Source organism: Pectobacterium sp. F1-1, assembly GCF_025643735.1.
Lineage (GTDB): Bacteria > Pseudomonadota > Gammaproteobacteria > Enterobacterales > Enterobacteriaceae > Pectobacterium > Pectobacterium colocasium.
Genome location: NZ_CP104733.1, coordinates 935470 through 958078 on the forward strand (window position 1 = coordinate 935470; position 22609 = coordinate 958078).

20 protein-coding genes and 1 riboswitch are annotated in these 22609 nt (G+C 53.3%); of the genes, 9 read left to right on the top strand and 11 right to left on the bottom strand.

All coding sequences use genetic code 11. The features are described 5' to 3' along the window. Window positions 1-76: 76 nt before the first annotated feature. The 4 genes from NAL19_RS04090 (at window position 77) to cysM (ending at window position 3908) form a co-directional block, all read left to right on the top strand. The gene (locus tag NAL19_RS04090; protein ID WP_263058825.1) at window positions 77-1105 is read left to right on the top strand and encodes a sulfate ABC transporter substrate-binding protein; all 1029 of its coding nucleotides are present in this window, start codon (window positions 77-79) and stop codon (window positions 1103-1105) included. After that, complete coding sequence (cysT, locus tag NAL19_RS04095; RefSeq protein WP_263058826.1) at window positions 1105-1959, top strand: sulfate/thiosulfate ABC transporter permease CysT; 855 nt, start codon at window positions 1105-1107, stop codon at window positions 1957-1959. Before NAL19_RS04090 ends, cysT begins: the two co-directional genes overlap by 1 nt. Next, window positions 1959-2852 (top strand): sulfate/thiosulfate ABC transporter permease CysW, encoded by an 894-nt coding sequence (cysW, locus tag NAL19_RS04100; RefSeq protein WP_263058827.1) that lies wholly within the window; start codon window positions 1959-1961, stop codon window positions 2850-2852. The genes cysT and cysW overlap by 1 nt, the downstream gene beginning before the upstream one ends. 174 nt (window positions 2853-3026) lie before the next feature. Further along, window positions 3027-3908 carry a cysteine synthase CysM gene (gene cysM / locus NAL19_RS04105; RefSeq protein WP_263058828.1) on the top strand — a complete coding sequence of 294 codons (882 nt, stop codon included), beginning with the start codon at window positions 3027-3029 and terminating at the stop codon, window positions 3906-3908. Between the two features lie 3 nt (window positions 3909-3911). On the opposite strand, the gene NAL19_RS04110 is transcribed toward cysM, so the two are convergent. Together NAL19_RS04110 and NAL19_RS04115 are read right to left on the bottom strand one after the other, a co-directional pair. Further along, entirely contained in the window at window positions 3912-5864 is a 1953-nt protein-coding gene (locus tag NAL19_RS04110; protein ID WP_263058829.1) for a MacB family efflux pump subunit, read from the bottom strand. A gap of 3 nt (window positions 5865-5867) precedes the next feature. Further along, window positions 5868-7064 (bottom strand): efflux RND transporter periplasmic adaptor subunit, encoded by a 1197-nt coding sequence (locus tag NAL19_RS04115; RefSeq protein ID WP_263058830.1) that lies wholly within the window; start codon window positions 7062-7064, stop codon window positions 5868-5870. A 251-nt stretch (window positions 7065-7315) separates the two neighbouring features. On the opposite strand from NAL19_RS04115, the gene NAL19_RS04120 reads away from it, so the two are divergent. Together NAL19_RS04120 and NAL19_RS04125 are read left to right on the top strand one after the other, a co-directional pair. Continuing rightward, window positions 7316-7996, top strand: a complete 681-nt coding sequence (locus NAL19_RS04120; protein ID WP_263058831.1) for a response regulator transcription factor — start codon at window positions 7316-7318, stop codon at window positions 7994-7996. Beyond that, the gene (locus NAL19_RS04125; RefSeq protein WP_263058832.1) at window positions 7996-9363 is read left to right on the top strand and encodes an ATP-binding protein; all 1368 of its coding nucleotides are present in this window, start codon (window positions 7996-7998) and stop codon (window positions 9361-9363) included. Before NAL19_RS04120 ends, NAL19_RS04125 begins: the two co-directional genes overlap by 1 nt. A 66-nt stretch (window positions 9364-9429) precedes the next feature. On the opposite strand, the gene crr is transcribed toward NAL19_RS04125, so the two are convergent. The 5 genes from crr to cysZ form a co-directional block, all read right to left on the bottom strand. Then, window positions 9430-9939 carry a PTS glucose transporter subunit IIA gene (crr, locus tag NAL19_RS04130; RefSeq protein ID WP_010284368.1) on the bottom strand — a complete coding sequence of 170 codons (510 nt, stop codon included), beginning with the start codon at window positions 9937-9939 and terminating at the stop codon, window positions 9430-9432. Window positions 9940-10088: 149 nt separating this feature from the next. Then, window positions 10089-11816, bottom strand: a complete 1728-nt coding sequence (gene ptsI / locus NAL19_RS04135) for a phosphoenolpyruvate-protein phosphotransferase PtsI (protein WP_263058833.1) — start codon at window positions 11814-11816, stop codon at window positions 10089-10091. 46 nt (window positions 11817-11862) lie between these two features. Continuing rightward, window positions 11863-12120, bottom strand: coding sequence for a phosphocarrier protein Hpr (ptsH, locus tag NAL19_RS04140; protein ID WP_009114311.1), 258 nt, complete (start codon window positions 12118-12120; stop codon window positions 11863-11865). Window positions 12121-12592: 472 nt separating this feature from the next. Next, window positions 12593-13561: a cysteine synthase A gene (gene cysK / locus NAL19_RS04145; protein ID WP_263058834.1), complete on the bottom strand. Its 969-nt coding sequence runs from the start codon at window positions 13559-13561 to the stop codon at window positions 12593-12595. Between the two features lie 161 nt (window positions 13562-13722). Continuing rightward, window positions 13723-14514 carry a sulfate transporter CysZ gene (gene cysZ, locus NAL19_RS04150; RefSeq protein WP_263058835.1) on the bottom strand — a complete coding sequence of 264 codons (792 nt, stop codon included), beginning with the start codon at window positions 14512-14514 and terminating at the stop codon, window positions 13723-13725. 224 nt (window positions 14515-14738) lie between these two features. Here cysZ and zipA point away from each other — a divergent pair, with 224 nt between their 5' ends. Both zipA and yjeH read left to right on the top strand, forming a co-directional pair. Then, window positions 14739-15779, top strand: coding sequence for a cell division protein ZipA (gene zipA / locus NAL19_RS04155; RefSeq protein ID WP_263058836.1), 1041 nt, complete (start codon window positions 14739-14741; stop codon window positions 15777-15779). 125 nt (window positions 15780-15904) lie between these two features. Then, complete coding sequence (yjeH, locus tag NAL19_RS04160; RefSeq protein ID WP_263058837.1) at window positions 15905-17158, top strand: L-methionine/branched-chain amino acid transporter; 1254 nt, start codon at window positions 15905-15907, stop codon at window positions 17156-17158. 144 nt (window positions 17159-17302) lie between these two features. Here the strand turns inward: yjeH and ubiK are convergent, their stop codons facing one another. Beyond that, complete coding sequence (gene ubiK, locus NAL19_RS04165) at window positions 17303-17584, bottom strand: ubiquinone biosynthesis accessory factor UbiK (protein ID WP_012773475.1); 282 nt, start codon at window positions 17582-17584, stop codon at window positions 17303-17305. Window positions 17585-17836: 252 nt separating this feature from the next. Further along, a riboswitch (FMN riboswitch) is annotated at window positions 17837-18014 on the top strand. Window positions 18015-18141: 127 nt separating this feature from the next. On the opposite strand from ubiK, the gene ribB reads away from it, so the two are divergent. Further along, window positions 18142-18795, top strand: a complete 654-nt coding sequence (gene ribB / locus NAL19_RS04170; protein ID WP_104210040.1) for a 3,4-dihydroxy-2-butanone-4-phosphate synthase — start codon at window positions 18142-18144, stop codon at window positions 18793-18795. Window positions 18796-18881: 86 nt separating this feature from the next. Here ribB and tehB read toward each other — a convergent pair whose 3' ends face one another. The 3 genes from tehB to norV form a co-directional block, all read right to left on the bottom strand. Continuing rightward, a complete protein-coding gene (gene tehB / locus NAL19_RS04175) occupies window positions 18882-19742 on the bottom strand; it encodes an SAM-dependent methyltransferase TehB (RefSeq protein WP_263058838.1) in 861 nt (286 codons plus the stop codon). A 102-nt stretch (window positions 19743-19844) separates the two neighbouring features. After that, a complete protein-coding gene (gene norW / locus NAL19_RS04180; RefSeq protein ID WP_263058839.1) occupies window positions 19845-20993 on the bottom strand; it encodes an NADH:flavorubredoxin reductase NorW in 1149 nt (382 codons plus the stop codon). 10 nt (window positions 20994-21003) lie between these two features. Next, a complete protein-coding gene (norV, locus tag NAL19_RS04185; RefSeq protein ID WP_263058840.1) occupies window positions 21004-22488 on the bottom strand; it encodes an anaerobic nitric oxide reductase flavorubredoxin in 1485 nt (494 codons plus the stop codon). Window positions 22489-22609: the final 121 nt, after the last annotated feature.

Sequence of the window (22609 nt, forward strand, 5' to 3'; positions counted from 1 at the left end):
AAAAAATGGCTATGCAAACGATAGATCCCCCATAACAAAGCCTACCAAATAGGCGCTAACTCTGGCAGGACATAAGATGAATCACGTACAGGTGAAAGGCTGGCTGGTGAAAGGTTCTCTGGCGCTGTCATTGCTGCTGGGTGGTCAGAGCGCTGTCTCTGCTACCGAGTTGCTGAACAGCTCTTATGATGTGTCACGTGAGCTATTTGTGGCGCTCAATCCCGGTTTTGAAAAACAGTGGTTGTCGCAGCACCCTAACGATCCGCTGACGATCAAACAATCACATGCCGGTTCGTCTAAACAGGCGCTGGCTATTTTGCAGGGCCTAAAGGCCGATGTCGTAACCTACAATCAGGTGACGGACGTCCAGATCCTGCACGATCGCGGGCAGTTGATTCCCGCCGACTGGCAGGCGCGTTTACCGAATAATAGTTCTCCATTCTACTCGACCATGGCGTTTCTGGTTCGCAAAGGCAATCCTAAAGGGATTCACGACTGGAACGATTTGGTGCGTGATGACGTGAAGCTGATTTTCCCGAATCCGAAAACCTCCGGCAATGCCCGTTATACCTATCTTGCAGCCTGGGGCGCGACTAGCAAAGCCAACGGTGGCGACGAGGCCAAAACGCGCGCGTGGATAACACGTTTTCTGGCAAACGTTGCGGTATTTGATACCGGCGGCCGTGGCGCAACCACCACGTTTGTGGAGCGTCAGTTAGGTGATGTGCTGATCAGCTTTGAATCCGAGGTGAATAACATTCGTAATCAGTACGGTGCCGAGAACTACGAGGTGATCGTTCCGAAAGTCAACGTGCTGGCGGAATTCCCCGTCGCGTGGATCGATAAGAATGTGGAGAAGAACGGCACCGAGCAGGCAGCAAAAGCCTATCTGAATTATCTGTATAGCCCGGAAGCGCAGAAGATCATCACGGATTTTTACTATCGTGTGAATAACCCCGAACTGACGCAAACGCTGAAATCCCGCTTTCCGGACACCACCTTATTCCGGGTGGAAGATCAGTTTGGCACATGGCCACAGGTGATGAAAATCCATTTCGACACCGGTGGCGAGCTGGATAAATTGCTGGCGGCTGGTCGTCAGTAATGGCTTTGGGGTCGGGTAACCTTTTTTCTGGTTCAGGTAAACGGGTGCTGCCGGGATTCGCATTGAGTCTGGGCAGCAGCCTGCTGTTCGTCTGTCTGATTCTGTTACTGCCTTTAAGCGCACTGGTGATGCAGCTTTCGGAAATGAGTCTGGCGCAATACTGGGCGGTGATTTCCAATCCGCAGGTGGTGGCTGCTTACAAGGTGACGCTTCTGGCCGCGGGGCTGGCGACAGTATTCAATGCGGGATTCGGCCTGTTGATGGCGTGGATTCTGACGCGCTATCGCTTTCCCGGCCGTGCTTTACTGGATGGGCTGATGGATTTGCCCTTTGCGCTCCCCACTGCCGTCGCGGGGTTGACGCTGGCCGCGCTGTTTTCAACCACCGGCTGGTATGGGGCATGGCTGGCTGAATTCGGCATCAAGGTCTCGTACACCTGGCTGGGGATTACGGTGGCGATGGCGTTCACCAGTATTCCCTTTGTGGTGCGTACCGTTCAACCGGTACTGGAAGAGCTGGGGCCGGAATATGAAGAGGCGGCGCAGACGCTGGGGGCGAATCGCTGGCAGTGTTTTCGCTATGTCATTTTACCGGAATTAACTCCGGCGCTCTTAACGGGCACCGCGATGTCGTTTGCCCGCAGTCTGGGCGAATTTGGCGCGGTCATCTTTATTGCAGGGAATATCGCCTGGCAGACGGAAGTCGTTTCGCTGATGATTTTTATCCGCTTGCAGGAGTTTGATTTCCCTGCCGCGAGTGCGATTGCTTCCGTTGTGTTGGCGGTATCCTTATTGATCCTGTTTGCCGTCAACGTACTGCAAAGCCGTTTTGGTCAACGGACCCGGAGCGTGTAATGGCTGAGATTCCTACCGTGACGACGCGGCGTCAGGCTCATCCTGTTCGGCAGGAAGGCAACTGGGGAAGGGCAGCGCTGATTGCACTGGGCGTGATATTATCGCTCATCATGCTGGTCATCCCTTTGGTGTCAATTTTTGCCGCGGCGCTGGCGCACGGGCTAGGGGGCGTCTGGCGTAACCTGAGCGATCCTGACATGCTGCATGCGATTGGTCTCACGCTGCTGGTGGTGGCGATTGTCGTACCGGTAAATCTGGTTTTTGGCACGTTGCTGGCGTGGCTGGTCACGCGCTTTCAGTTTCCGGGGCGGCAACTGCTGCTCACGCTGATCGACATCCCTTTTGCCGTCTCGCCGGTGGTTGCGGGTCTGTTGTATCTGCTTTTTTACAGCACCAACGGGCCGGTTGGCGGCTGGCTGGATGAACAGGGACTACAGCTGATGTTTGCCTGGCCGGGCATTGCGCTGGTGACCATATTCGTGACCTGCCCGTTTATGGTCAGGGAACTGGTTCCGGTGATGATGAGTCAGGGCAGTCAGGAAGAAGAGGCGGCTGTGCTGCTTGGTGCGTCGGGCTGGCAGGTGTTCTATCGGGTGACGTTACCGAATATTCGCTGGGCGTTGTTGTATGGCGTGGTACTGACGAATGCCCGTGCGATTGGCGAGTTTGGTGCGGTATCCGTGGTGTCGGGGGCGATTCGTGGTGAAACCTATACGCTACCGCTTCAGGTTGAATTGCTGCATCAGGACTATAACAGCGTGGGCGCGTTTACCGCCGCGGCGCTGTTAACCGTGATGGCGATACTGACGCTGTTCATCAAAAGCGCCTTGCAGTGGCGGGTGAAACGGCAAATGGCGCAAGGGCGGGAACAGAATCCGCCTGAAAAGCAGTAAATTGAGATTGTTGGCAAAGTCAGATTTTAGGGGAAACACAGGGATGAGGTTCCCGTAGGGATACCTCGCCCTGTGGTAGCCCCATGTATCTCGAATTAACCATCATGGGTTTGTCAGCAACGTTAATTTTATCGTTCACTCCGTAAGTGGGTGAGACTTTTTAGGACTCAACTTGTGACAACGCTTGAGCAGTGTATTGGCAATACCCCGCTGGTGAAATTGCAGCGCCTGACGCAGGGGCTGAACAGTGAAATTTGGCTGAAGCTGGAAGGGAATAACCCCGCCGGCTCGGTAAAAGATCGGGCTGCACTCTCTATGATCCAGCAGGCAGAGAATCGCGGCGAGATTACTCCCGGCGATCGGCTAATCGAGGCGACCAGCGGGAATACCGGCATTGCGCTGGCGATGATTGCGGCGGTAAAGGGTTATCGGTTACGTCTGCTGATGCCGGACAACATGAGCTATGAACGTCAGACTGCGATGCGTGCGTATGGCGCAGAACTGGTTCTGGTTAATCGCAAGTTAGGGATGGAAGGGGCGCGGGATCGCGCAAAACAGATGGTGCTGGCGGGAGAGGGGAAAACGCTCGATCAGTTCAATAACCCGGACAATTCGTTGGCGCATTTTCTCACGACTGGCCCGGAGATCTGGCAGCAAACGGCGGGTAAGCTGACCCACTTTATCTCCAGCATGGGAACGACCGGCACGATATCCGGCGTCAGCCGCTATCTGAAGCAGCAGAACCCAGTAATCTGTACAGTCGGGCTACAGCCTGCGGAAGGCAGCCATATTCCCGGTATTCGCCGTTGGTCACCGGACTATATGCCGGGCATTTTCCGCGCCGATCTGGTCGATCGTATTTTGGATATGACACAGGTCGACGCCGAGAATACGCTGCGGCAACTGGCGCGTCAGGAAGGGATCTTCTGCGGTGTCAGTACCGGCGGCGCGGTTGCTGGCGCACTGCGGATTGCTGCGGAAAACCCCGGTAGTGTGATCGTGGCAATCGCCTGCGATCGCGGCGATCGGTATCTGTCCACCGGGGTATTTGACTGATGACTATTCTCGCTCCAGTGCGTGAATCGGTTCCATCTGCGCCGCACGACGGGCAGGGAAGAAGCCGAAGATAATGCCAATCAGGCTGGAGCACAGGAATGCGGCAATAATCGATGAACTGGAATAGATCATCGCGAAATTGCTGCTGAACTGTGCAAACAGTACGCCGATAGCCAGCGACAGCCCCACACCGATTATGCCGCCGAACAGGCAGACCAGCACCGCTTCGATCAGAAACTGCTGCATGATGTCGCTGGTGCGTGCGCCGACCGCCATACGAACGCCGATCTCTCGGGTTCGCTCCGTGACAGAGACCAGCATGATGTTCATGACACCGATACCGCCGACCAGCAGCGAAATCAGCGCGATCATCGACACCAGCAGCGTGAGCGTGGTGGTGGTTTTCTCGATCATCTGACGGATGCTGTCCGTGTTCATGACAAAGAAATCTTTCGTACCGTGTCGCTGTGTCAGCAGGGCGGTGATGCTTTTCTCGGCGACGTTCATATCAATATTGTCTTTCACCCGCACCGTGATGCTTTTCAGGTAGGACTGTCCGACCATGCGTTTCATCACGGTGGTGTACGGCACCCAGACATTCAGGTTTTCGTCACTGCCGAAGCCACCCTGATTCTTGCTGACGACGCCGATAATCCGAACGGGCAGCGAGCCCAGCAGAATCACTTGTCCAATGGGATCCTCGCCGTGGGGAAAGAGCTTGTTAAGCGTGTTTTTGTCAATCACCGCGTCCTGTGCCAGTTCATCGACGCTGCTGCGAGGGAAAAGCACGCCGCGTTGCAGCGTGTAACCACGCACGGTGAAGAACTGTTCACCCACCCCGGAAACGCTGGCAGACACGGCAATGTTGCCATAGCGCATCGTGACGCTGGTGGAGATAGACGGGGTGACGCTATGCACGTAGGGATGCTGCGTCAGTGGCTGAATATCGCTGGCGCGCAGCGTTTGAATGGCGCTGGCATCCATGTCGCCGAAATCTTTGCCGGGGAAAATTTCCAGCGTGCTGGTGCCCATCGAGTTGATGTCGGCCAGCACTTGCTCCTGTGAGCCTTTCCCCAGTGCCACCACCGAAACAACCGATGCGATGCCGATAATGATGCCGAGCATGGTCAGAAAAGTGCGCATCCGCTGGGCGTTCATCGCCAGCAGCGCCATTTTGAATGCGTCAATAAAGCGGTCTTTGAACTGGTTCAGGGCCGAGGTTGCCGGAGAACTGGCGGCCTCAGGCGATGGCGCGGTGGCCTCTTCGGGACGCGTTTGTCGATCGGCAATCACTTCGCCATCGCGCAGTTCTATGATGCGCTGCGCATGCTCGGCAATCGTCATGTCGTGCGTGACGATGACAACGGTGTTGCCCTGTCTATGCAGATCGCGGAGGATGCTCAGCACCTCGTTGCCGCTGTGGGTGTCCAGCGCGCCAGTGGGTTCATCCGCCAGAATAATGCCGCCGCCGTTCATCAGCGCACGGGCGATACTGACGCGCTGCTGCTGGCCGCCAGAAAGCTGGCTGGGTCGATAGTGAAGGCGATTCTCCAGTCCCAGCCGGCTTAACAGCTCCGCCGCCCGTTGACGGCGCGCCTGTCGGCTTTTACCGGCATAAATGGCCGGCACTTCGACATTCCCTAGCGCGCTGAGGTCGCCCAGCAGGTGATAGCGCTGGAAAATAAAACCAAAATGCTCGCGACGCAGTTCCGCTAACTGGTCGTTGTCCAGTTCGCCCACGGCGCGCCCTGCCACCTGATAATCCCCGGAGGAGGGTTTATCCAGACAGCCGAGAATATTCATCAGCGTGGATTTTCCCGAACCGGATGCGCCAACAATGGCCACCATTTCTCCCTGATTGATCGTCAGGTTGATGTCCTTGAGGACGGTGACGTCCTGTTCGCCGTTGGAAAAGCGGCGGGTAATGCTGGTCAGCTTAAGTAAGGATGTGGACATGCGTTACATCCCCATCGGCGGGCCGGGATGCGTGGACGCGACATCACCGGATGACGGGCTGACAACCACTTGTTCCCCAACGCTGAGCCCCGAACGGATCTGGGTGCGCACGTTATCATTGAGGCCGAGTGTGACCAGGCGTGATTCGATCTTCTTGTTCGCATTCATCACCTGCACGTACCACATGCCATTGCGCGAGGTTAATGCTGTTGCCGGGACGACAATGGCATTTTTCACTGAAGACAGCAGAATATATACCTGTGCTGTCATGGAAATGCGTAATACGCCGTCAGGATTCTTCACGTCGAACAGGCCGTTGTAATAGATCGCGGTGCTGGATGAAGAACTGGTGCTACTCGAACTGGATGATGTCGTGGTTGAGTCTGTATTGATGGAGTCCGGTGCGGGTTCAATCGAGCTCAGCGTGGCTTCGTAACGTTTACTGGGTTCGCCCAGAATACTAAACCACACGGGCATGCCGGTTTTCACCTTGACGACGTCGGCTTCTGAAATCTTCACCTTGATGGTCATGGTGTCCAGATTGGCGACTTTGGCAATGGTCGGCGTTGTCTGGATGGCGTTGACCGTTTGGCCTGCTTCAACAGGAATGGCCACCACAGTGCCATCCATCGGTGAACGAATCTGGGTATACCCCAGGTTAACCTTAGCGGTGTTGACGGTAATTTGTGCCTGAACGATCTGTGCGTCCAGCGCATCGATATTGGCTTTGGTGGCATCCAGCGTGGCTTTCGCGCTATCGTAATCGGCCTGTGCGCCAACGCCGCGTTTCATTAACATTTGCTGACGCTGCCAGCTTAATTCGTTGTTACGCAACTCCGCCAGTTTGGCAGTGCGCTGCGCCTGAATATTTTTTAGCGCCGCTTCGCCATTTCTTAACGTGTCCTGCTGGGGGAGGTCATCAATCTCGGCGATCAATTGCCCTTTTGTGACCTTATCGCCGAGTTCGACATGCAGCGCTTTGATTTGCCCTGAGGCTTGAGCACCGACGCTGACCTGCTTCTGCGCCTCAATTTTGCCGTCAGCGAGTACCGTCTGTTCGAGATCCGCAATTTCTGCGGCGGCGGTCATCGCGCTTGGCGCGGGGGCTGGCTTGTTGAAAAACAGATGAATAAGCACGGCAGCGGCGATAAGACCCAGCGCGATCGTCGTACGGCGTCGTGTAAAAAATCGTGATTGCATCAGGGGGAGTCGTCCTTAATGAATACATTTGAACGGAAGTAAATAACGCAGGTGAGTAATTTACCCCGAGTCCGTAAAGGTAGCGGTAATCTTTGCTCAAAGAAATGGTAAGGATTAGGTAAATCTGGCTGCGAATATTAACGCTAAGCCTGAGAATACAGCATCTATACCCGTCATGCTTCAAGCGATATGTGCATTTTTTTCCGCAACATCGAATGATGTAGGGTATACCCGATTAATGAGGACAGGATATGAATATTTTACTGGTCGATGACGACGTAGAGCTGGGCGATATGCTCTGTGAGTACCTGAATGCGGAAGGGTTTTCGACCTCCCGGGTGCTGACAGGTAAAGAAGGCGTCGAGGGGGCGATGTCGGGGGATTACACCGCGATGATTCTGGATGTCATGTTGCCGGATATGAGCGGCATTGACGTGCTGCGCCAGATCAGAAAAACCGAACAGTTGCCCGTCATTATGCTAACGGCGCGCGGTGACAACATCGACAGAGTTATCGGTCTGGAAATGGGCGCGGATGACTATATGCCTAAACCCTGTTACCCGCGTGAGCTGGTGGCAAGGTTGCGGGCGGTGCTACGTCGCTATGATGACCAGCCGAGTGCAAAGCGAGACGAGAGCCTGGCAGCCAGCGGCGATCTGGTATTGAACCCAGCGACGCGTATCAGCGAGTGGCGCGGAAAGCCGTTTGATCTGACGGCGTCTGAATTTAATTTGCTGGAGCTGTTGTTACGTTCCCCTGAGCGGGTGGTGTCAAAGGATGAGCTGTCCGAAAAATGTCTGGGACGTCGCCGTGAAGCGTATGACCGCAGCGTGGATGTGCACATCAGCAATATTCGTCAGAAGCTCTGTGCATTGCCGGGCAACAGCATGACGATTGAAACTGTGCGCAGTGTGGGATACCGGATTCGCTGATGATGATTCGTGGAAGGCTTTTCTGGAAGATATTGCTCGGGTTCTGGCTGACGTTCCTCGTGATGTCTCAGTTGCTGTGGCTGGCTTTTTCTTTTTACGGCGAACGCCATAAGCCGCTGGAAGAGATCGTGGTTTCCCGTATTGCGACGATGCAAACGGAGATGGTGGCGGCGGCGCTGCAACATGGCGGTCTGGGTGAATTGAACGATGTGATGTCGCTGTTGCCGCAGCAAGAGCAACAATACATTTCCGTCACGGAATCGCCGTTGCCGCTGTCGGAGCAGGAATTGAATTCCGCCTCGGAGAATGCGATGCCCGTCGATGATTTTGCGCCGGATAAGCGTAACGCGCCGCGTGCTACGCACATGATCAAGCAGGTCAGTGGGCCTGCCGGAAAGTGGTATCAGATACGTTATGACACCGAGCTGCTGCGCAGCGAATTCCGTCCTCCTCGTCCGATCGAGTTTCTTAACGTACCCGTGCCGTTTGTCATTATCGCGGGGTTCGGTGGGCTGCTGTTTAGTTCGGTACTGGCATGGAGTCTGGCGCGTCCGCTGAACCAGATCCGCGCAGGGTTTGATCAGGTAGCTCAAGGGGATCTGAATGTACGCCTGCTGCCGGTAATGCATAAGCGACATGATGAAATCAGTGACGTGGCGCGTGATTTTGATTCCATGGTCGAACGGTTGGATAGCCTGGCCAGCGCGCGTGAACAGCTGCTTCATGATGTTTCACACGAGCTGCGCTCCCCGCTGGCGCGTTTGCAGCTCGCTATCGGGTTGATAAGGCAAAACCCAGACAATGTCGATAACTCCTTACAGCGTATTGAGCGTGAAGCGCTGCTGATGGATAAGATGATTGGCGAGCTGCTGACGCTATCGCGCACGGAGCATTCTGGCATTGAGGAAGCCTATTTCGATTTACTGGGACTGGTGACGGCCGTCGTCAACGATGCGCGCTATGAAGCGCAGGTCACTGGCGTCGAAATCCTGCTGGCGGCGGATGAAGACGAGGACTACACGATTAAAGGCAACTCGGAGCTGATGCGCAGGGCGGTCGATAATGTGATGCGCAACGCGCTACGTTTTTCAGCCCGCGAGCAGCAGGTTTCCGTATCGCTTATTGGCAACGAGCATGAGTGGACGATTCAGGTCGCCGATCAGGGACCCGGCGTGGAGAAAAGTAAGCTCTCCAGCATCTTCGATCCTTTTATTCGTGTGGATTCGCCGCTGTCTGGCAAGGGCTATGGGCTGGGGCTGGCGATTACTCGCAAAGTGGTGCTGGCGCACGGTGGGCATATTGAAGCGGACAACGGTGAACAGCGTGGATTAGTGATTCGCCTGTGCGTACCGCGCTGGAAAGCCTGAAACGAAAACGGCACCATCCGGGTGCCGTTTCGTGCAAACGTAGTAGACCATCCGTAGAAGGGCGGTTTACTTTTTGATACGGATAACCGGCGTTTCGCCGACAACGACCGTACCACTCAGTTTGGTCAATTCCTTGATTTCATCCATGTTGGAAATAACCACTGGGGTCAGAGTAGACTTCGCTTTTTCTTCCAGCAGCGCCAGGTCAAACTCGATAACGAGATCGCCTTTCTTCACGCGCTGGCCTTCTTCGGCGATGCGTTTGAAGCCTTCGCCTTTCAATTCAACGGTATCAATACCAAAGTGCACAAACAGCTCAATGCCGCTGTCAGACTCGATGGAAAACGCATGGTTGGTTTCAAAAATCTTACCGATGGTGCCGTCTACCGGTGCGACAATCTTGTTGCCAGTTGGTTTGATGGCAATACCGTCACCGACGATTTTCTCTGCGAATACGACATCAGGAACATCTTCAATATTGACGATTTCACCCGACAGTGGGGCAATGATTTCGATGCTGCCAGTGTCTTTTTTGTCGTCAGAAACCAGAGATTTCAATTTATCGAACAAACCCATGATTCTCTCCTAAGCATTAATATTGGGCCAGCATATACCCTAATCTTTCAAGTCGTTGTGGCATTGGCTTTTTTCGCTACCCCGACCGCGACGGTATCGCCTGTCGGGGGGGCTGATTGCCACCTTGAAACCTATTAGGTGAAGCAGAATCAGCAGAGCGTTTTTTCTTTAATAAAGCGGCTCACCAGATTGCTTAACTCTTGTGCTGTCGGTTGAGCTAATGCCTGCTCCGCCAGCGCCTTCGCATCTTCGTAATTCGCATTACGGATGATTTTCTTGATGCTCGGGATAGAGATCGCACTCATGCTGAATTCGTCCAGACCCATTCCCAATAACAGTAGTGTAGCACGTTCGTCACCGGCGAGCTCACCACACATCCCTGTCCACTTGCCTTCGGCATGAGACGCATCGATAACCTGCTTAATCAGGGTAAGGACGGCGGGGGACATCGGATTATAGAGATGAGAAATCAGCTCATTACCGCGATCAACAGCCAGAGTATACTGGGTTAAGTCATTTGTCCCAATACTAAAGAAGTCGACTTCTTTGGCTAAATGTGGCGCGATTGCGGCAGCGGCAGGGGTTTCAACCATCACGCCGACTTCAATGCTTTCGTCGAAGGCTTTACCTTCTTCTCTCAGCTGCGCTTTCAGCATCGCCAGTTCGGCTTTCAGCTCACGCACTTCTTCCACGGAGATAATCATCGGGAACATGATACGCAGCTTGCCAAAGCTGGATGCGCGCAGAATGGCACGCAGTTGGGCGTGCAGGATTTCTTTACGATCCAGACAGATACGGATAGCACGCCAGCCAAGGAACGGGTTCTCTTCCTTCGGCAGGTTCATGTAAGGCAGGTCTTTGTCACCGCCGATATCCATGGTACGGACGATAACTGCCTGAGCGCCAACGGCTTCGGCCACCGCCTTATACGCCTGGAACTGCTCTTCTTCTGTCGGCAGAGAATCACGATCCATGAACAGGAATTCGGTACGATACAGGCCGACACCTTCTGCGCCGTTACGCTCAGCCCCGGCGACATCACGCACGGTACCGATGTTGGCACAGACTTCAACCTGATGACCATCCAGCGTGATGGCTGGCAGATCTTTCAGCTTGGCCAGCTCATATTTTTCAGCGCTGTACTGCTGCTGAATGGCTTTTAATTCTTCAATTTTTTCTGTGGTCGGATTCTGATAGATCTGGTTGTTTACGGCATCCAGAATCAGATAGTCGCCGTTTTTGACCTGTTGCGTCACGTTGGTCGTGCCGACGATAGCAGGCAGCTCCAGCGAACGGGCCATAATGGAGGTGTGGGACGTGCGGCCACCGAGATCGGTAATGAAGCCCAGCACTTTGTCCAGATTCAACTGCGCGGTTTCTGACGGCGTCAGATCCGTAGCAACCAGAATGACTTCATCCTGAATATCGCCCAGATCGACGATGGTCATATTGAGAATGTTGCGTAGCAAACGCTTCCCGATATCACGCATGTCTGCGGCGCGTTCTTTCAGATATTCATCATCAAGTTCTTCCAGTGCTTTGGCCTGGTTTTCGATAACGGAAAACGCAGCGGCGTCGGCGGAAGCCTGTTCATCTTTAATCAGGGCTATGATTTCCTGCTCGAACTCTTCATCTTCCAGCAACATGATGTGGCCTTCGAAGATGGCTTCTTTCTCTGCGCCCAGCGTCTCGCCGGCTTTCTTCTTGATAGCTTCCAACTGTGCGGATGCTTTGGAACGGCCAGTCAGAAAACGTTCAATTTCCTGCTCCACCTGATCCGCAGAGATTTTTTTCCGGTTGATGATAATTTCATCTTCTTTCAGTAACAGTGCCTTACCAAAAGCAATCCCCGGTGATACTAATATGCCTGAAATCATAACCCTACCTTACTCGATTCTGATGTTCACTAAAAAGACCCGTTGCTTACTCGAGCTCGGCCATCAGCTTAACCAGATGTTCAACCGCTTTTTGTTCGTCTTCGCCTTCCGCAGCGATAGTAACCACAGTTCCTTGGGTTAAGCCGAGTGTTTGTAATTTGAACAGGCTTTTGGCGCTAGCGCTCTTGCCGTTGGATGTCACGGTGATTTCAGAAGCGAAGCCTTTGGCTTCTTTAACGAACTGAGCAGCGGGACGAGTGTGCAGGCCATTTGGTGCGGTGATAGTCACTTCTTGCTGGAACATGCTTTTTTCCCAACTTATGGATTAGATTAATGTTGTGGAACTAAAGTTTAGCTGATTCACTGAACTTTAGCCTGTTTGGTTAGCGCCTGATTTATGTTACAGGGGCGAGCCACGATGCGACAAGAAAACCGTCAAACGTATTTCCTGGATAAAATACCATCAAACACCACAGCTTCCGCTACCCATTATCTTAACCCCGGTCGCAAAACGGCGATGTGGCTATCGTGCGCAAGACAAAACCGTTTTACGCAAGACAAAAACCGATTTACGTAAGACAAAAATAATGTGGTATGGCGTGGCGTTTGTCTGACATTAATTTCACGCATCAAAATAATTGTTCGGTTAAATACTAAACCTGATGTAGAAAAGCAATCTGTATGTAGTGGAAAGTTTGAAGTGTGCCACAAAAAAGCACCTAAATAGGTGCTTTTTTAACACATTGGTCACTTGTTGTTCGAGTGCGACCGGAAGATTACTGTTGCAATTCCTGCTCAGTGAACAGGTCGGCAAAGAGTGCCGTACTCAGATAACGTTCGCCGGAAGACGGCAGAATGACAACGATAGTTTTGCCGTCAAACTCTTTCTCTTTGAGCAGATTCAGCGCGGCGGCAACGGCGGCGCCGGAAGAAATCCCGGCGAGAATGCCTTCTTCTTCCATCAAACGGCGTGCAGTGCTGATCGCTTCTTCATTGGTGATTTTTTCTACGCGGTCAATCAGTTTCAGATCCAGGTTACCCGGAATGAAGCCCGCGCCAATGCCTTGAATCTTGTGTGGGCCTGGTTTCAGGTCTTCGCCTGCCAGTGCCTGAGTGATAACTGGTGAATCGGTGGGTTCAACCGCCACGCTAATGATGGCTTTGCCTTTGGTGTTCTTGATGTAGCGGCTGACACCAGTCAGCGTACCGCCTGTACCGACGCCGGAGATAAAGACATCAACCTGACCGTCCGTGTCTTCCCAGATTTCAGGACCAGTCGTTTTTTCGTGAATTTCCGGGTTAGCGGGGTTGCTGAACTGCTGTAGCAGCAGATAACGGCTTGGATCGCTGGCGACAATCTCTTCTGCTTTGGCAATCGCGCCTTTCATACCTTTCGCGCCTTCGGTCAGCACCAGATTGGCACCCAGCGCTTTCAGCAGTTTACGACGCTCGATGCTCATGGTTTCCGGCATGGTGAGCGTGAGTTTGTAACCACGAGCCGCTGCGACGTAGGCCAGAGCAATCCCTGTGTTTCCGCTGGTCGGTTCAACCAGTTCAATGCCTGGTTTGAGAACGCCGCGTTTTTCTGCGTCCCAAATCAGGTTGGCGCCGATACGGCATTTTACGCTGAAGCTGGGGTTGCGGGATTCCACTTTAGCCAGAATGCGTCCGTTGCCGATACGGTTCAGGCGAACCAGCGGCGTATGGCCGATTGTGAAAGAATTGTCTTCGTAGATCTTGCTCATAGCCTGTCCTTATAACTGTATGAAATTTTTGCGAACGTAGAGAGAATACCCGTTCACACCTTTCAGTGAAGTAAAGAATTGCTATATCGTTATGTTCTTAAGAAATATCTTTTCATTACAATAGAAAGCACTGGCTCCGATCAGCCAGTGCACTCGCGCTTTTAGGGCGCTTTTTTCGGCAGCGTCGCTGACAGATCCCGATAGCGATCCACCCACAGCTGCGTTGCGCCACATACCGCGACGGGCATGATGACCAGATTCAAAAAAGGCACCAGCGTAAACAGGCTGACCAGGGCGCCAAACTGCATATTGGCGACCTTGTGACGGCGTAATGCCTGCCGCATGGTGGAAAAGCCCACTTTGTGGTTATCAAACGGATAATCGCAGTACTGAATCGCCAGCATCCACGCGCTGAACAGGAACCACAGCACCGGTGCGACAGTTTGCCCAATACCGGGGATGAAATAGAGAAGCAATAGCACAATCGCGCGTGGTAGGTAATACGCCAGCTTTTGGATTTCACGCTTCATAATCCGGGGGACATCTTTGGCGATGCCGAGCATGCTGCTGTCCGGCAGCGTCTGGCCTGTTAATTTAGCTTCCAACTGCTCCGCCAATAAGCCGTTAAACGGTGCGGCGATAAAATTGGCGATAGTACTGAATAGGTAGCTGAATACCAGCAGGATGGAGAGGACGGCGAGTGGCCAAATGAGGTAGCTGAGCCATTGCAGCCAGCTCGGAATGTGGCTCATGAGCTGAGGAATCCAATCATTCAACTGGGTGAAAAGCCACCAAAAAGCACCGCCCATCAGCACGATGTTCATGAGCAGGGGAAGAATGACGAAACGCCGGATGCCCGGCAGTGAAATCAAACGCCATCCGGCAAGAAAATAGTGTATGCCGCTGCGAACCTGGCCTGCGGTGTTGCCGTAAGACGGTTTTTCGAAAGACATAGTGACAATATACTCAGTCATTTGTTTGTTGAGGCATCATATCGGGATGATCTTATGCTGACTAGCCCGCATTTGGATGAAAAAACAGCAAAAAAGTGCGTTGTATCTATCTTTATTGTCATAAAGTACCGTGCAGGCTTGCACTTGTGTACTCAGGCAAATAGAGTTAGTAGTATAAGTATTTGCCGTGGTGGCAATGTATTGTTAGAACAATTGGGATAGCAATGATGCAGGACTTGCGTCTGATATTAATCGTTGTTGGCGCGATCGCTATAATAGCGCTTTTACTTCACGGCTTGTGGACTAGCCGTAAAGAGCGCTCGTCCCTTTTTCGTGACCGCCCGGTTAAACGCGCAAAGAAAGCGCGTGATGAAACGCCGCTTGACGAGCTGGATGAAGGCGTTGGCGAGGTTCGCGTGAAGGGTGCGCGTCCGCAACAGAATGAACCCTCATTTGGTAGCGCGTCATTTGATAATTCTTCGTTTGATAACCGGCCATTTGATAGTCAATCATTTGATAACAGCAGTGCACGTGAAGACGTTCGCCCAGAGGCGAAATCGCCGTTCGAGCACCTGTCTCCCGTTTCTTCTTACGATCCTTTACTGGATGAAGCCACGCCAGTGGATTCTCCGCGTTCGCAGGTGCGTGGCGATAGCAACCCGCAGGTTGTCAGTCCCAGAGAAACGCCAAGCCCAGCCCAGTCGAACATTGATTCGCCGCGTGAGTCATTTGCCTATGATGCGCCGCAGTCCGCTCCGCAGCAGCCTGCTGCACATTCGTTGCATGAGAAGGTTCAGCCTGCGCAGCCTCAGCAACCCGCTGAACCTGTCGAACCCGCAGCGGCAAAAGAAGCGGTTCTGGTGCTGCACGTCGTGGCGCACCAGGGCGGTGTTATTGGTGGCGAACTGCTGTTGCAAAGCCTGCTTCAGGCCGGTTTCCAGTTTGGTGAAATGAACATTTTCCATCGTCATGTAAACCCAGCGGGTGCTGGCCCGGTGTTGTTCAGCCTGGCGAATATGGTGAAACCCGGTTCGTTTGATGTGGACGCGATGTCCGAGTTCTCGACGCCCGGCGTGTCCATTTTCATGATGGTGCCGTCTTATGGCGACGCCAGCCAAAACTTTAAACTGATGTTACAGTCTGCACAGCGTATTGCCGATGATGTTGGCGGCGTGGTGCAGGATGATGAGCGTCGCATGATGACGCCGCAGAAGGTTGAATCCTATAAAGCCCGCATCCGCGATGTGCTGAAAGCCAACGCCTGATAGCACTATCTATGTGAAAGCATAAGTTTGCGAATGCAGTGGGTGAGAGAAGCCTCCGTTAAGGGAGGCTTTTTTTATTCTTAGATCAAATCGTGGCGTAAAAAGGCAAGAAAAGGTGAAGCGTTGTGAGTGAAGCAAAAGGATTAAAACAAGAGCTTGGTCTAATCCAGGGGGTGGGGCTGCTGTCGACTTCGTTGCTGGGGACGGGGGTGTTTGCGGTTCCTGCACTGGTCGCACAGCTGGCGCAGCGGGATAGTCTGTGGGCGTGGCCGATCTTGATCCTGCTTGTTTTTCCTATCGCCATCGGTTTTGCCGCTCTGGGGCAACATTTTCCTAATGCGGGCGGAGCCGCGCATTTTGTGAATCTGGCTTTTGGTCCACGCATGGCGCGTGTGACTGGCTGGCTATTCCTCTCTGTTATTCCGCTAGGGCTACCTGCTGCTTTGCAGATTGCCGCCGGGTTCTGGCAGGCAGCATTTGGCTGGAGTGATCTGGGGCTGCTCTGCGTACAACTGCTGACGCTGGGGGGGATCTGGCTGCTTGGCCTGCGCAGCGCCGGATCCAGCGCCAACATTCAGATTATTATCGCGATGTTAGTGGTGGGGTTGGTTGTTGCTATCTGGTGGCAGGGCGATATTACGCCCACACACATTCCCTGGCCGTCGGTGAATGAGCTGTCATGGTCTAACACCTTTGGTGCGTTGGCCGTGATGTTCTGGTGCTTTGTGGGTCTTGAAGCTTTTGCCCATATGGCGACGGAGTTCCGTGTGCCGGAGCGGGATTTCCCACGGGCTTTACTCATCGGCATGCTGCTCGCAGGTGCGGTTTACTGGGGATGCACAGTGGCGGTATTGCATTTTAAGGCTTACGGTGAGGGGATGGCCGCCACGGCGTCACTGCCGGGCATCGTTGTGCAGCTGTTTGGTCAGCATGCGCTGTGGATCGCCTGCTTTGTCGGTTATCTGGCCTGCTTTGCCAGCGTGAATATTTACACGCAGGGCTTCGCCCGCCTTGTCTGGTCGCAGGCACCGAGAAGCAGTGCATTGGCAAAGCTGTCTGCGGGGCGGGCGCCGGTAAATGCGCTGTCGGTTGTCGTGAGCTGCTGCCTGGTGTGCAGCCTGTTGATTTACTGGCTCAGGCTACCGCTGGATCTGCTGATTGTGTACGCGAACGGCATCTTTGTGCTGATCTATCTGCTGTGTATGCTGGCTGGGTGGCGTTTACTGAAAGGACGTGCGCGCGTGATGGCGGCAATTGGCTGTTTGCTTTGCTGTGCGCTGTTGCTGATGATCGGCTGGAAATCGCTGTATGCGTTAATCATGCTGGTCGTGCTATGGCTGTTCCTGCCGCGCAAGCAGGTTGAAGTGGTTTCTCACTGAGTCGTTTTATGCTGAGTTCTGTGGCGTGAAACCTGCGCGTCGGAGACGGTCGCGGTGGCGGCATCGGGAATCGAGCAACGCCCTGATTAGGGCGCTGCATCGCGATGTTACGAGCGGTTGTGATGAGACGAATTACTATGAGGATTAGTCGTTTTCCGGCGCTGCGGCGGGTTTTTCTTCCGCAGACAGTTTCGCTTCCAGCTCCGTCAGGCGCTGTTCCAGGCGGGCAATCTTCTCGCGCGTGCGGAGCAGAACCTGCGTCTGAATATCGAACTCTTCACGGTTCACCAAATCCAATCGGGTCAGCTGTGCTTGCAAGACCTGACGAATCTTTTTCTCCACATCATCACCCAATTCCCGGATACCTTTTGGCATGGATTCATGCACTTGACGGGCGATTTGCTCAATCTTCTTTGGGTCAATCATGTCGCTTTCCTGATTAGGTTATGTAAAGTCACTACTACAGCAAGTGTAATGCGAGAGTGAGTGTAATGCGAGTCGTGGGATGGATAAACTAAATCCGCTCCCTGCTTTGCACATATTCAGCATGATTTTGCTGTAATTCAGAATGGTTTTGCTGTAGTTCAGAATAGTTTTACTGCAATTCAGCATACGTTTTGCCCTATTTCCTGCGGCGGATCAATTGCCCTGTCGAGGTATTAGCGTTATAGTAAATGCGCTTATTCTCAGGGCGGGGTGTAATTCCCCACCGGCGGTAAACCAGTATCTATACTGGAAGCCCGCGAGCGCTCATGCTGTGTTTTTCGATGTTGATTATCGATTTCGCAACGTGGGGTCAGCAGATCCGGTGTAATTCCGGAGCCGACGGTTATAGTCCGGATGGGAGAGAGTAACGGTATCTGTCGGGCTACATGCTCGCTCGCGTTATTTTTGCTAACTATTACTATGCAACCAGTCGTAATGGTTACTCCTCAAGCTCGCCCTGATTCTGGTAATTCATAATAACATTGAGGTTTTTTACCATGAATCAGACATTACTTTCTGAATTTGGCAATCCGACTGAACGCGTAGAACGCGCACTTGATGCATTGCGTCATGGCCGCGGCGTGCTGGTGTTGGATGATGAAGATCGTGAAAACGAAGGTGACATGATCTTCTCCGCTGAAAATATGACCGTTGAACAAATGGCGCTGACGATTCGTCACGGTAGTGGCATCGTGTGCCTGTGCCTGACGGAAGAGCGTCGCCAGCAGTTAGAATTGCCAATGATGGTGGAGAAGAACTCCAGCCATTATCAAACGGCGTTCACGGTGACGATTGAAGCTGCCGAAGGCGTGACGACAGGCGTTTCCGCTGCCGACCGCCTGACCACCATTCGTGCCGCGATTGCGGATAACGCCAAGCCGAGCGATCTGAATCGTCCTGGTCACGTATTCCCGCTGCGCGCCCAACCGGGTGGCGTATTAACGCGCGGTGGTCACACTGAAGCAACGGTAGACCTGATGACGCTGGCAGGTTTGAAACCGTCTGGCGTTCTGTGTGAACTGACGAACGATGATGGTTCAATGGCGCACGCGCCGGAAGTGATCGCGTTTGCCAAGCAGCACAACATGCCGGTACTGACGATTGAAGATCTGGTGGCTTACCGCATTGCTGCAGAGCGCAAAGCCAGCTGATTCACGCGGATACCACGCAAACAAAAGGGCCGATTCATCGGCCCTTTTGTATTTAACGGGGTAGGTTTCTAATGGCCGGCCTGTGTTTATGGCTTTCTTGCCAGTAGTGTGGCAAAGCGCAGTTTGATGCGGTTGCCGTGTGCATCCGTCTTATGCAGTTCACCCATATCCTCGTTGTATTTGAGGATCTCCCAGTCGGCGTAATAGTTCTTCAGCTCAGCTTCTTTAAAGGTAAACGAGAAGGGCATCGGGCACGGGCAATCCTCCGTCGACATCGCGGCAATAATCAGGTTATAGCCACCGTTAACGGTGTTGTTCTGCATATTGCTGATGATGTGTGGAATACGGTCACGTTCCAGAAACATCAGCACGACGGTCGACAGGATAAAGTTGTACTGTTCTTTGATTTCCGCCAGATTGATGTTGTAAACGCGCGCCCGGATGTGTTCCAGCGCTTCGCTCTTGATGATGTTATTCAGCGAATCAATGCTCTGCTCGTGCTTGTCACAGGCCGTCACATCAAACCCACGCAGGTTCAGATACAGCGCATTACGCCCACCGCCGCAGCCTAAATCCAGCGTTTTGCCCGGATTGACGTACTGTACCGCGTTGATCACTTCGGAATGGGTGCGGGTCAGACCGTATTTTTTATGGTAGAAATCTTCCGCTGAACAGAAAAAGCTGAGCTGACATTCCAGATCGTCAGAGAAAGAAACGATGCGGTGCCACGCCTGTGGGGCGACAAACGGCGGCTGGTTCTGCTCGGAGAACCGGAACGTCTCCAGCGTCTCGCCGTCTTCAGTCAGCATGGAAAAGGTCATTTCCCCTTTCAACACGGTCAGTTTTGCCCAGGTACCTTCCTGCGTGTTGTGCTTTTCCTGAAACGCAGCAGGCAGCGTCTGGCTGTTCCACTGCGGCATCTTCTTATAACAAATGAGATCTTGCATCTTTACCTCTGTAAATTCCAAAAGCGATGGCTTTATTCTATTAACCCGCACGCTGACTGACCAGAAAATATGTATTTTAAATGCATTATTTATTTTGCTGTGTCAGGCCGTGGTTGAACTCACGGTGGAAAGCTGTCGCAGCAGTGGAAATGCCTCTTTCATCCGTTCACCGCCGACCACAAAGGCACGTAACATCTGCTGACTATCCAGCGCTTTCGCTACCATCCCCTGATCGTTCCATTCCTGCTGCCAGTGCAAGTCGCCACGCGTGGTATCACCCGCCATCTGTAAAGGAAACAGCGGCGTCTTGATTTTCACCAGCATCGGCGGCAGTGTCAGGGACTCGCTGGCACCCAGCAGGTTCTTCGCCAGCGTCATGGCACTGAGCTGAATGGGTTGCAGGAAGGGCAGGAGCTTACCGCCAATTTCCGCGCAGTCGCCCAGCGCATAAATCTGCGGATCGGTGGTCTGTAACTGCGCATTAGTCTGAATGCCTTTCTGCACCGTTAACCCCGCTGCTTTCGCCAGCAATGTGTTGGCCTGCAAACCGATAGCGGAGATGATTTCGTCCACCTCGACAGTTCGGCCATCGGTAAAGGTGGCCAGCACGCCGGTTTCGGTTTTCTCCAACTGTTGCAGGGTCGTGTTCAGCAGCAGTGAAACCCCTTGTTGCGTCAGCGTAAAGTGCAGGCGCGCGCTGACTTCAGGCGGTATCAATGTCGGCAGAATGTGGCTGGCGCGGTCAACCAGTGTGACTTGTTTTCCCGCGCGACCCAAATCCATCGCCAATTCGGTGCCGATGAGTCCGGCTCCGAGCACCAGTACGTGCTTGGCTTGCCAGAGGCGACGTTCATGGGTGCGGTATTCTTGCTGGCTATTGAGCGTCATCATATGTTCACGTCCCAGAATTGGCGGCACGATGGCGCTCGCTCCCGTTGCGAACACCAGCTTATGGTAATCGTAACGCTCCGTACCACAGACGACCTGTTGCGTATGGCGATCAATGGCGGTGACACGCGTATTGGCCAGCAGCGTAATGCGGTTTTCTTCGGCAAACGCGGTGGCCTGCAGCTTGGTCAGATCGTCGGCGTGCTGTTGCAGGCTCATCACATGGCTTAAATCCGGTTTGTTGTACTCATCGCCGCTGTCGGCGGTGATCAGGCGGATGGGGCAGTGCGCATCCAGCTTGCGTAGCTGCCGGATGAGCTGGCGGGCGGCGAAGCCCGCGCCAATAATCACGATATCTTTCATCGTCCTCTCCTTAGCGAATCGGATTGAAAACGTCTTTACCCAGCCCGCATTCCGGGCACAGGAAGCTGTCTGATACGTCCGACCACTGGGTGCCAGGTGTAACATCCTGCATCGGCTCGCCCAGTGTCGGATCGTAAATCCACTGGCAGACGCTGCACTGCATACAGCCGCTTTCTGACTGCACCGCTGCGACTTCACTGCAACCACAGGCGCTCTCCGTTGGCGTGTTCACCGGTTGTGGCGCGGCGACCTGTTTTACGGGGGAAATGACGCGACGGGCAGGCGTATCATCCAATGGATGCAGCGCCCACTGACGAGCGATTTCGCGGCCGTGTTCGCGGCAAATTTCCAGTGCGGAACCGTCAGGACGCCACTTGGTTTTCAGCGCCAGCGTGGTTTCAAAACCGGCATCCATCAGACGGGTTTGAATGCGATCTACCGCACCGCCGTTCCAGCCGTAGCTGCCGAACGCCGAGGCTTTCTTGTTTTGGAAACGCAGGCCGGTGATCTCTTCCAGCATGGCGGCAACCTTCGGCATCATCACGTTATTCATGGTGGACGAACCGACTAATACACCTTTCGAGCGGAAGACCTGCGTCAGGATTTCGTTCTTATCGTGGCGGGCGACGTTATAGATTTTCACCGCGACGCCGGGGTCAACATCGTTGATGCCTTGTGCAATGGCGTCGGCCATCATGCGGGTGTTATTGGACATGGTGTCGTAAAACAGCGTGATGCGATCTTCCTGATAGCTGTCCGCCCATTTCAGATACAGGTGGATGATCTGGGCAGGATCGTCACGCCAGACCACGCCGTATGAGGTCGCCACCATCGACAGCGGGAGGTTGAAACCCAGCACTTCGTGGATCTTAGCGGTGACTAAGCGGCTGAACGGCGTCAGAATATTGGCGAAATAGCGTTGGCACTGCTCGAACAATTCAGTCTGATCGACTTCGTCATTAAACAGGTGTTCATCGCAATAGTGCTGACCGAACGCATCGTTACTGAACAGTACGGCGTCCTCGGTCATATAGGTCATCATACTGTCCGGCCAGTGCAGCATCGGCGTTTCGATAAAGATCAACTGCTTGCCGTTACCGATATCCAGCGTGTCGCCAGTTTTGACCGTATGGAAATGCCACTCAGGGTGATGATGATGACCGGTGATGGAATCGATCGCGTTGTGGGTACAGTAGATCGGTGTGTTGGGAATACGTGCCATCAGTTCGCTCAGCGCGCCGGCGTGGTCCTCTTCGGCGTGGTTGATCACGATGTAGTCAATCGTGTTCAGATCCACTTCCGCCATCAGGTTTTGCACAAAATCGCGGCTGAATTTGTGATCGACGGTATCGATCAGCACGGTTTTTTCTTCGCGGATCAGGTAACTGTTGTAGCTGCTGCCTTGCAGCGTTTTGTACTCTGTGCCGTGAAAATCACGCACTTCCCAGTCGCGTTGTCCAACCCAGTGGATATTGTTCTTAACGTGAATTGCCATGTTCTGAAACCTCAATAGTCGTATACGGAAATATGCTGTAGAGATTGCAGAAAATGTGCCAATTTTTAATATATTGATTTATAACAATTTAATAAATAGATATTGTCAAAATGACATGATT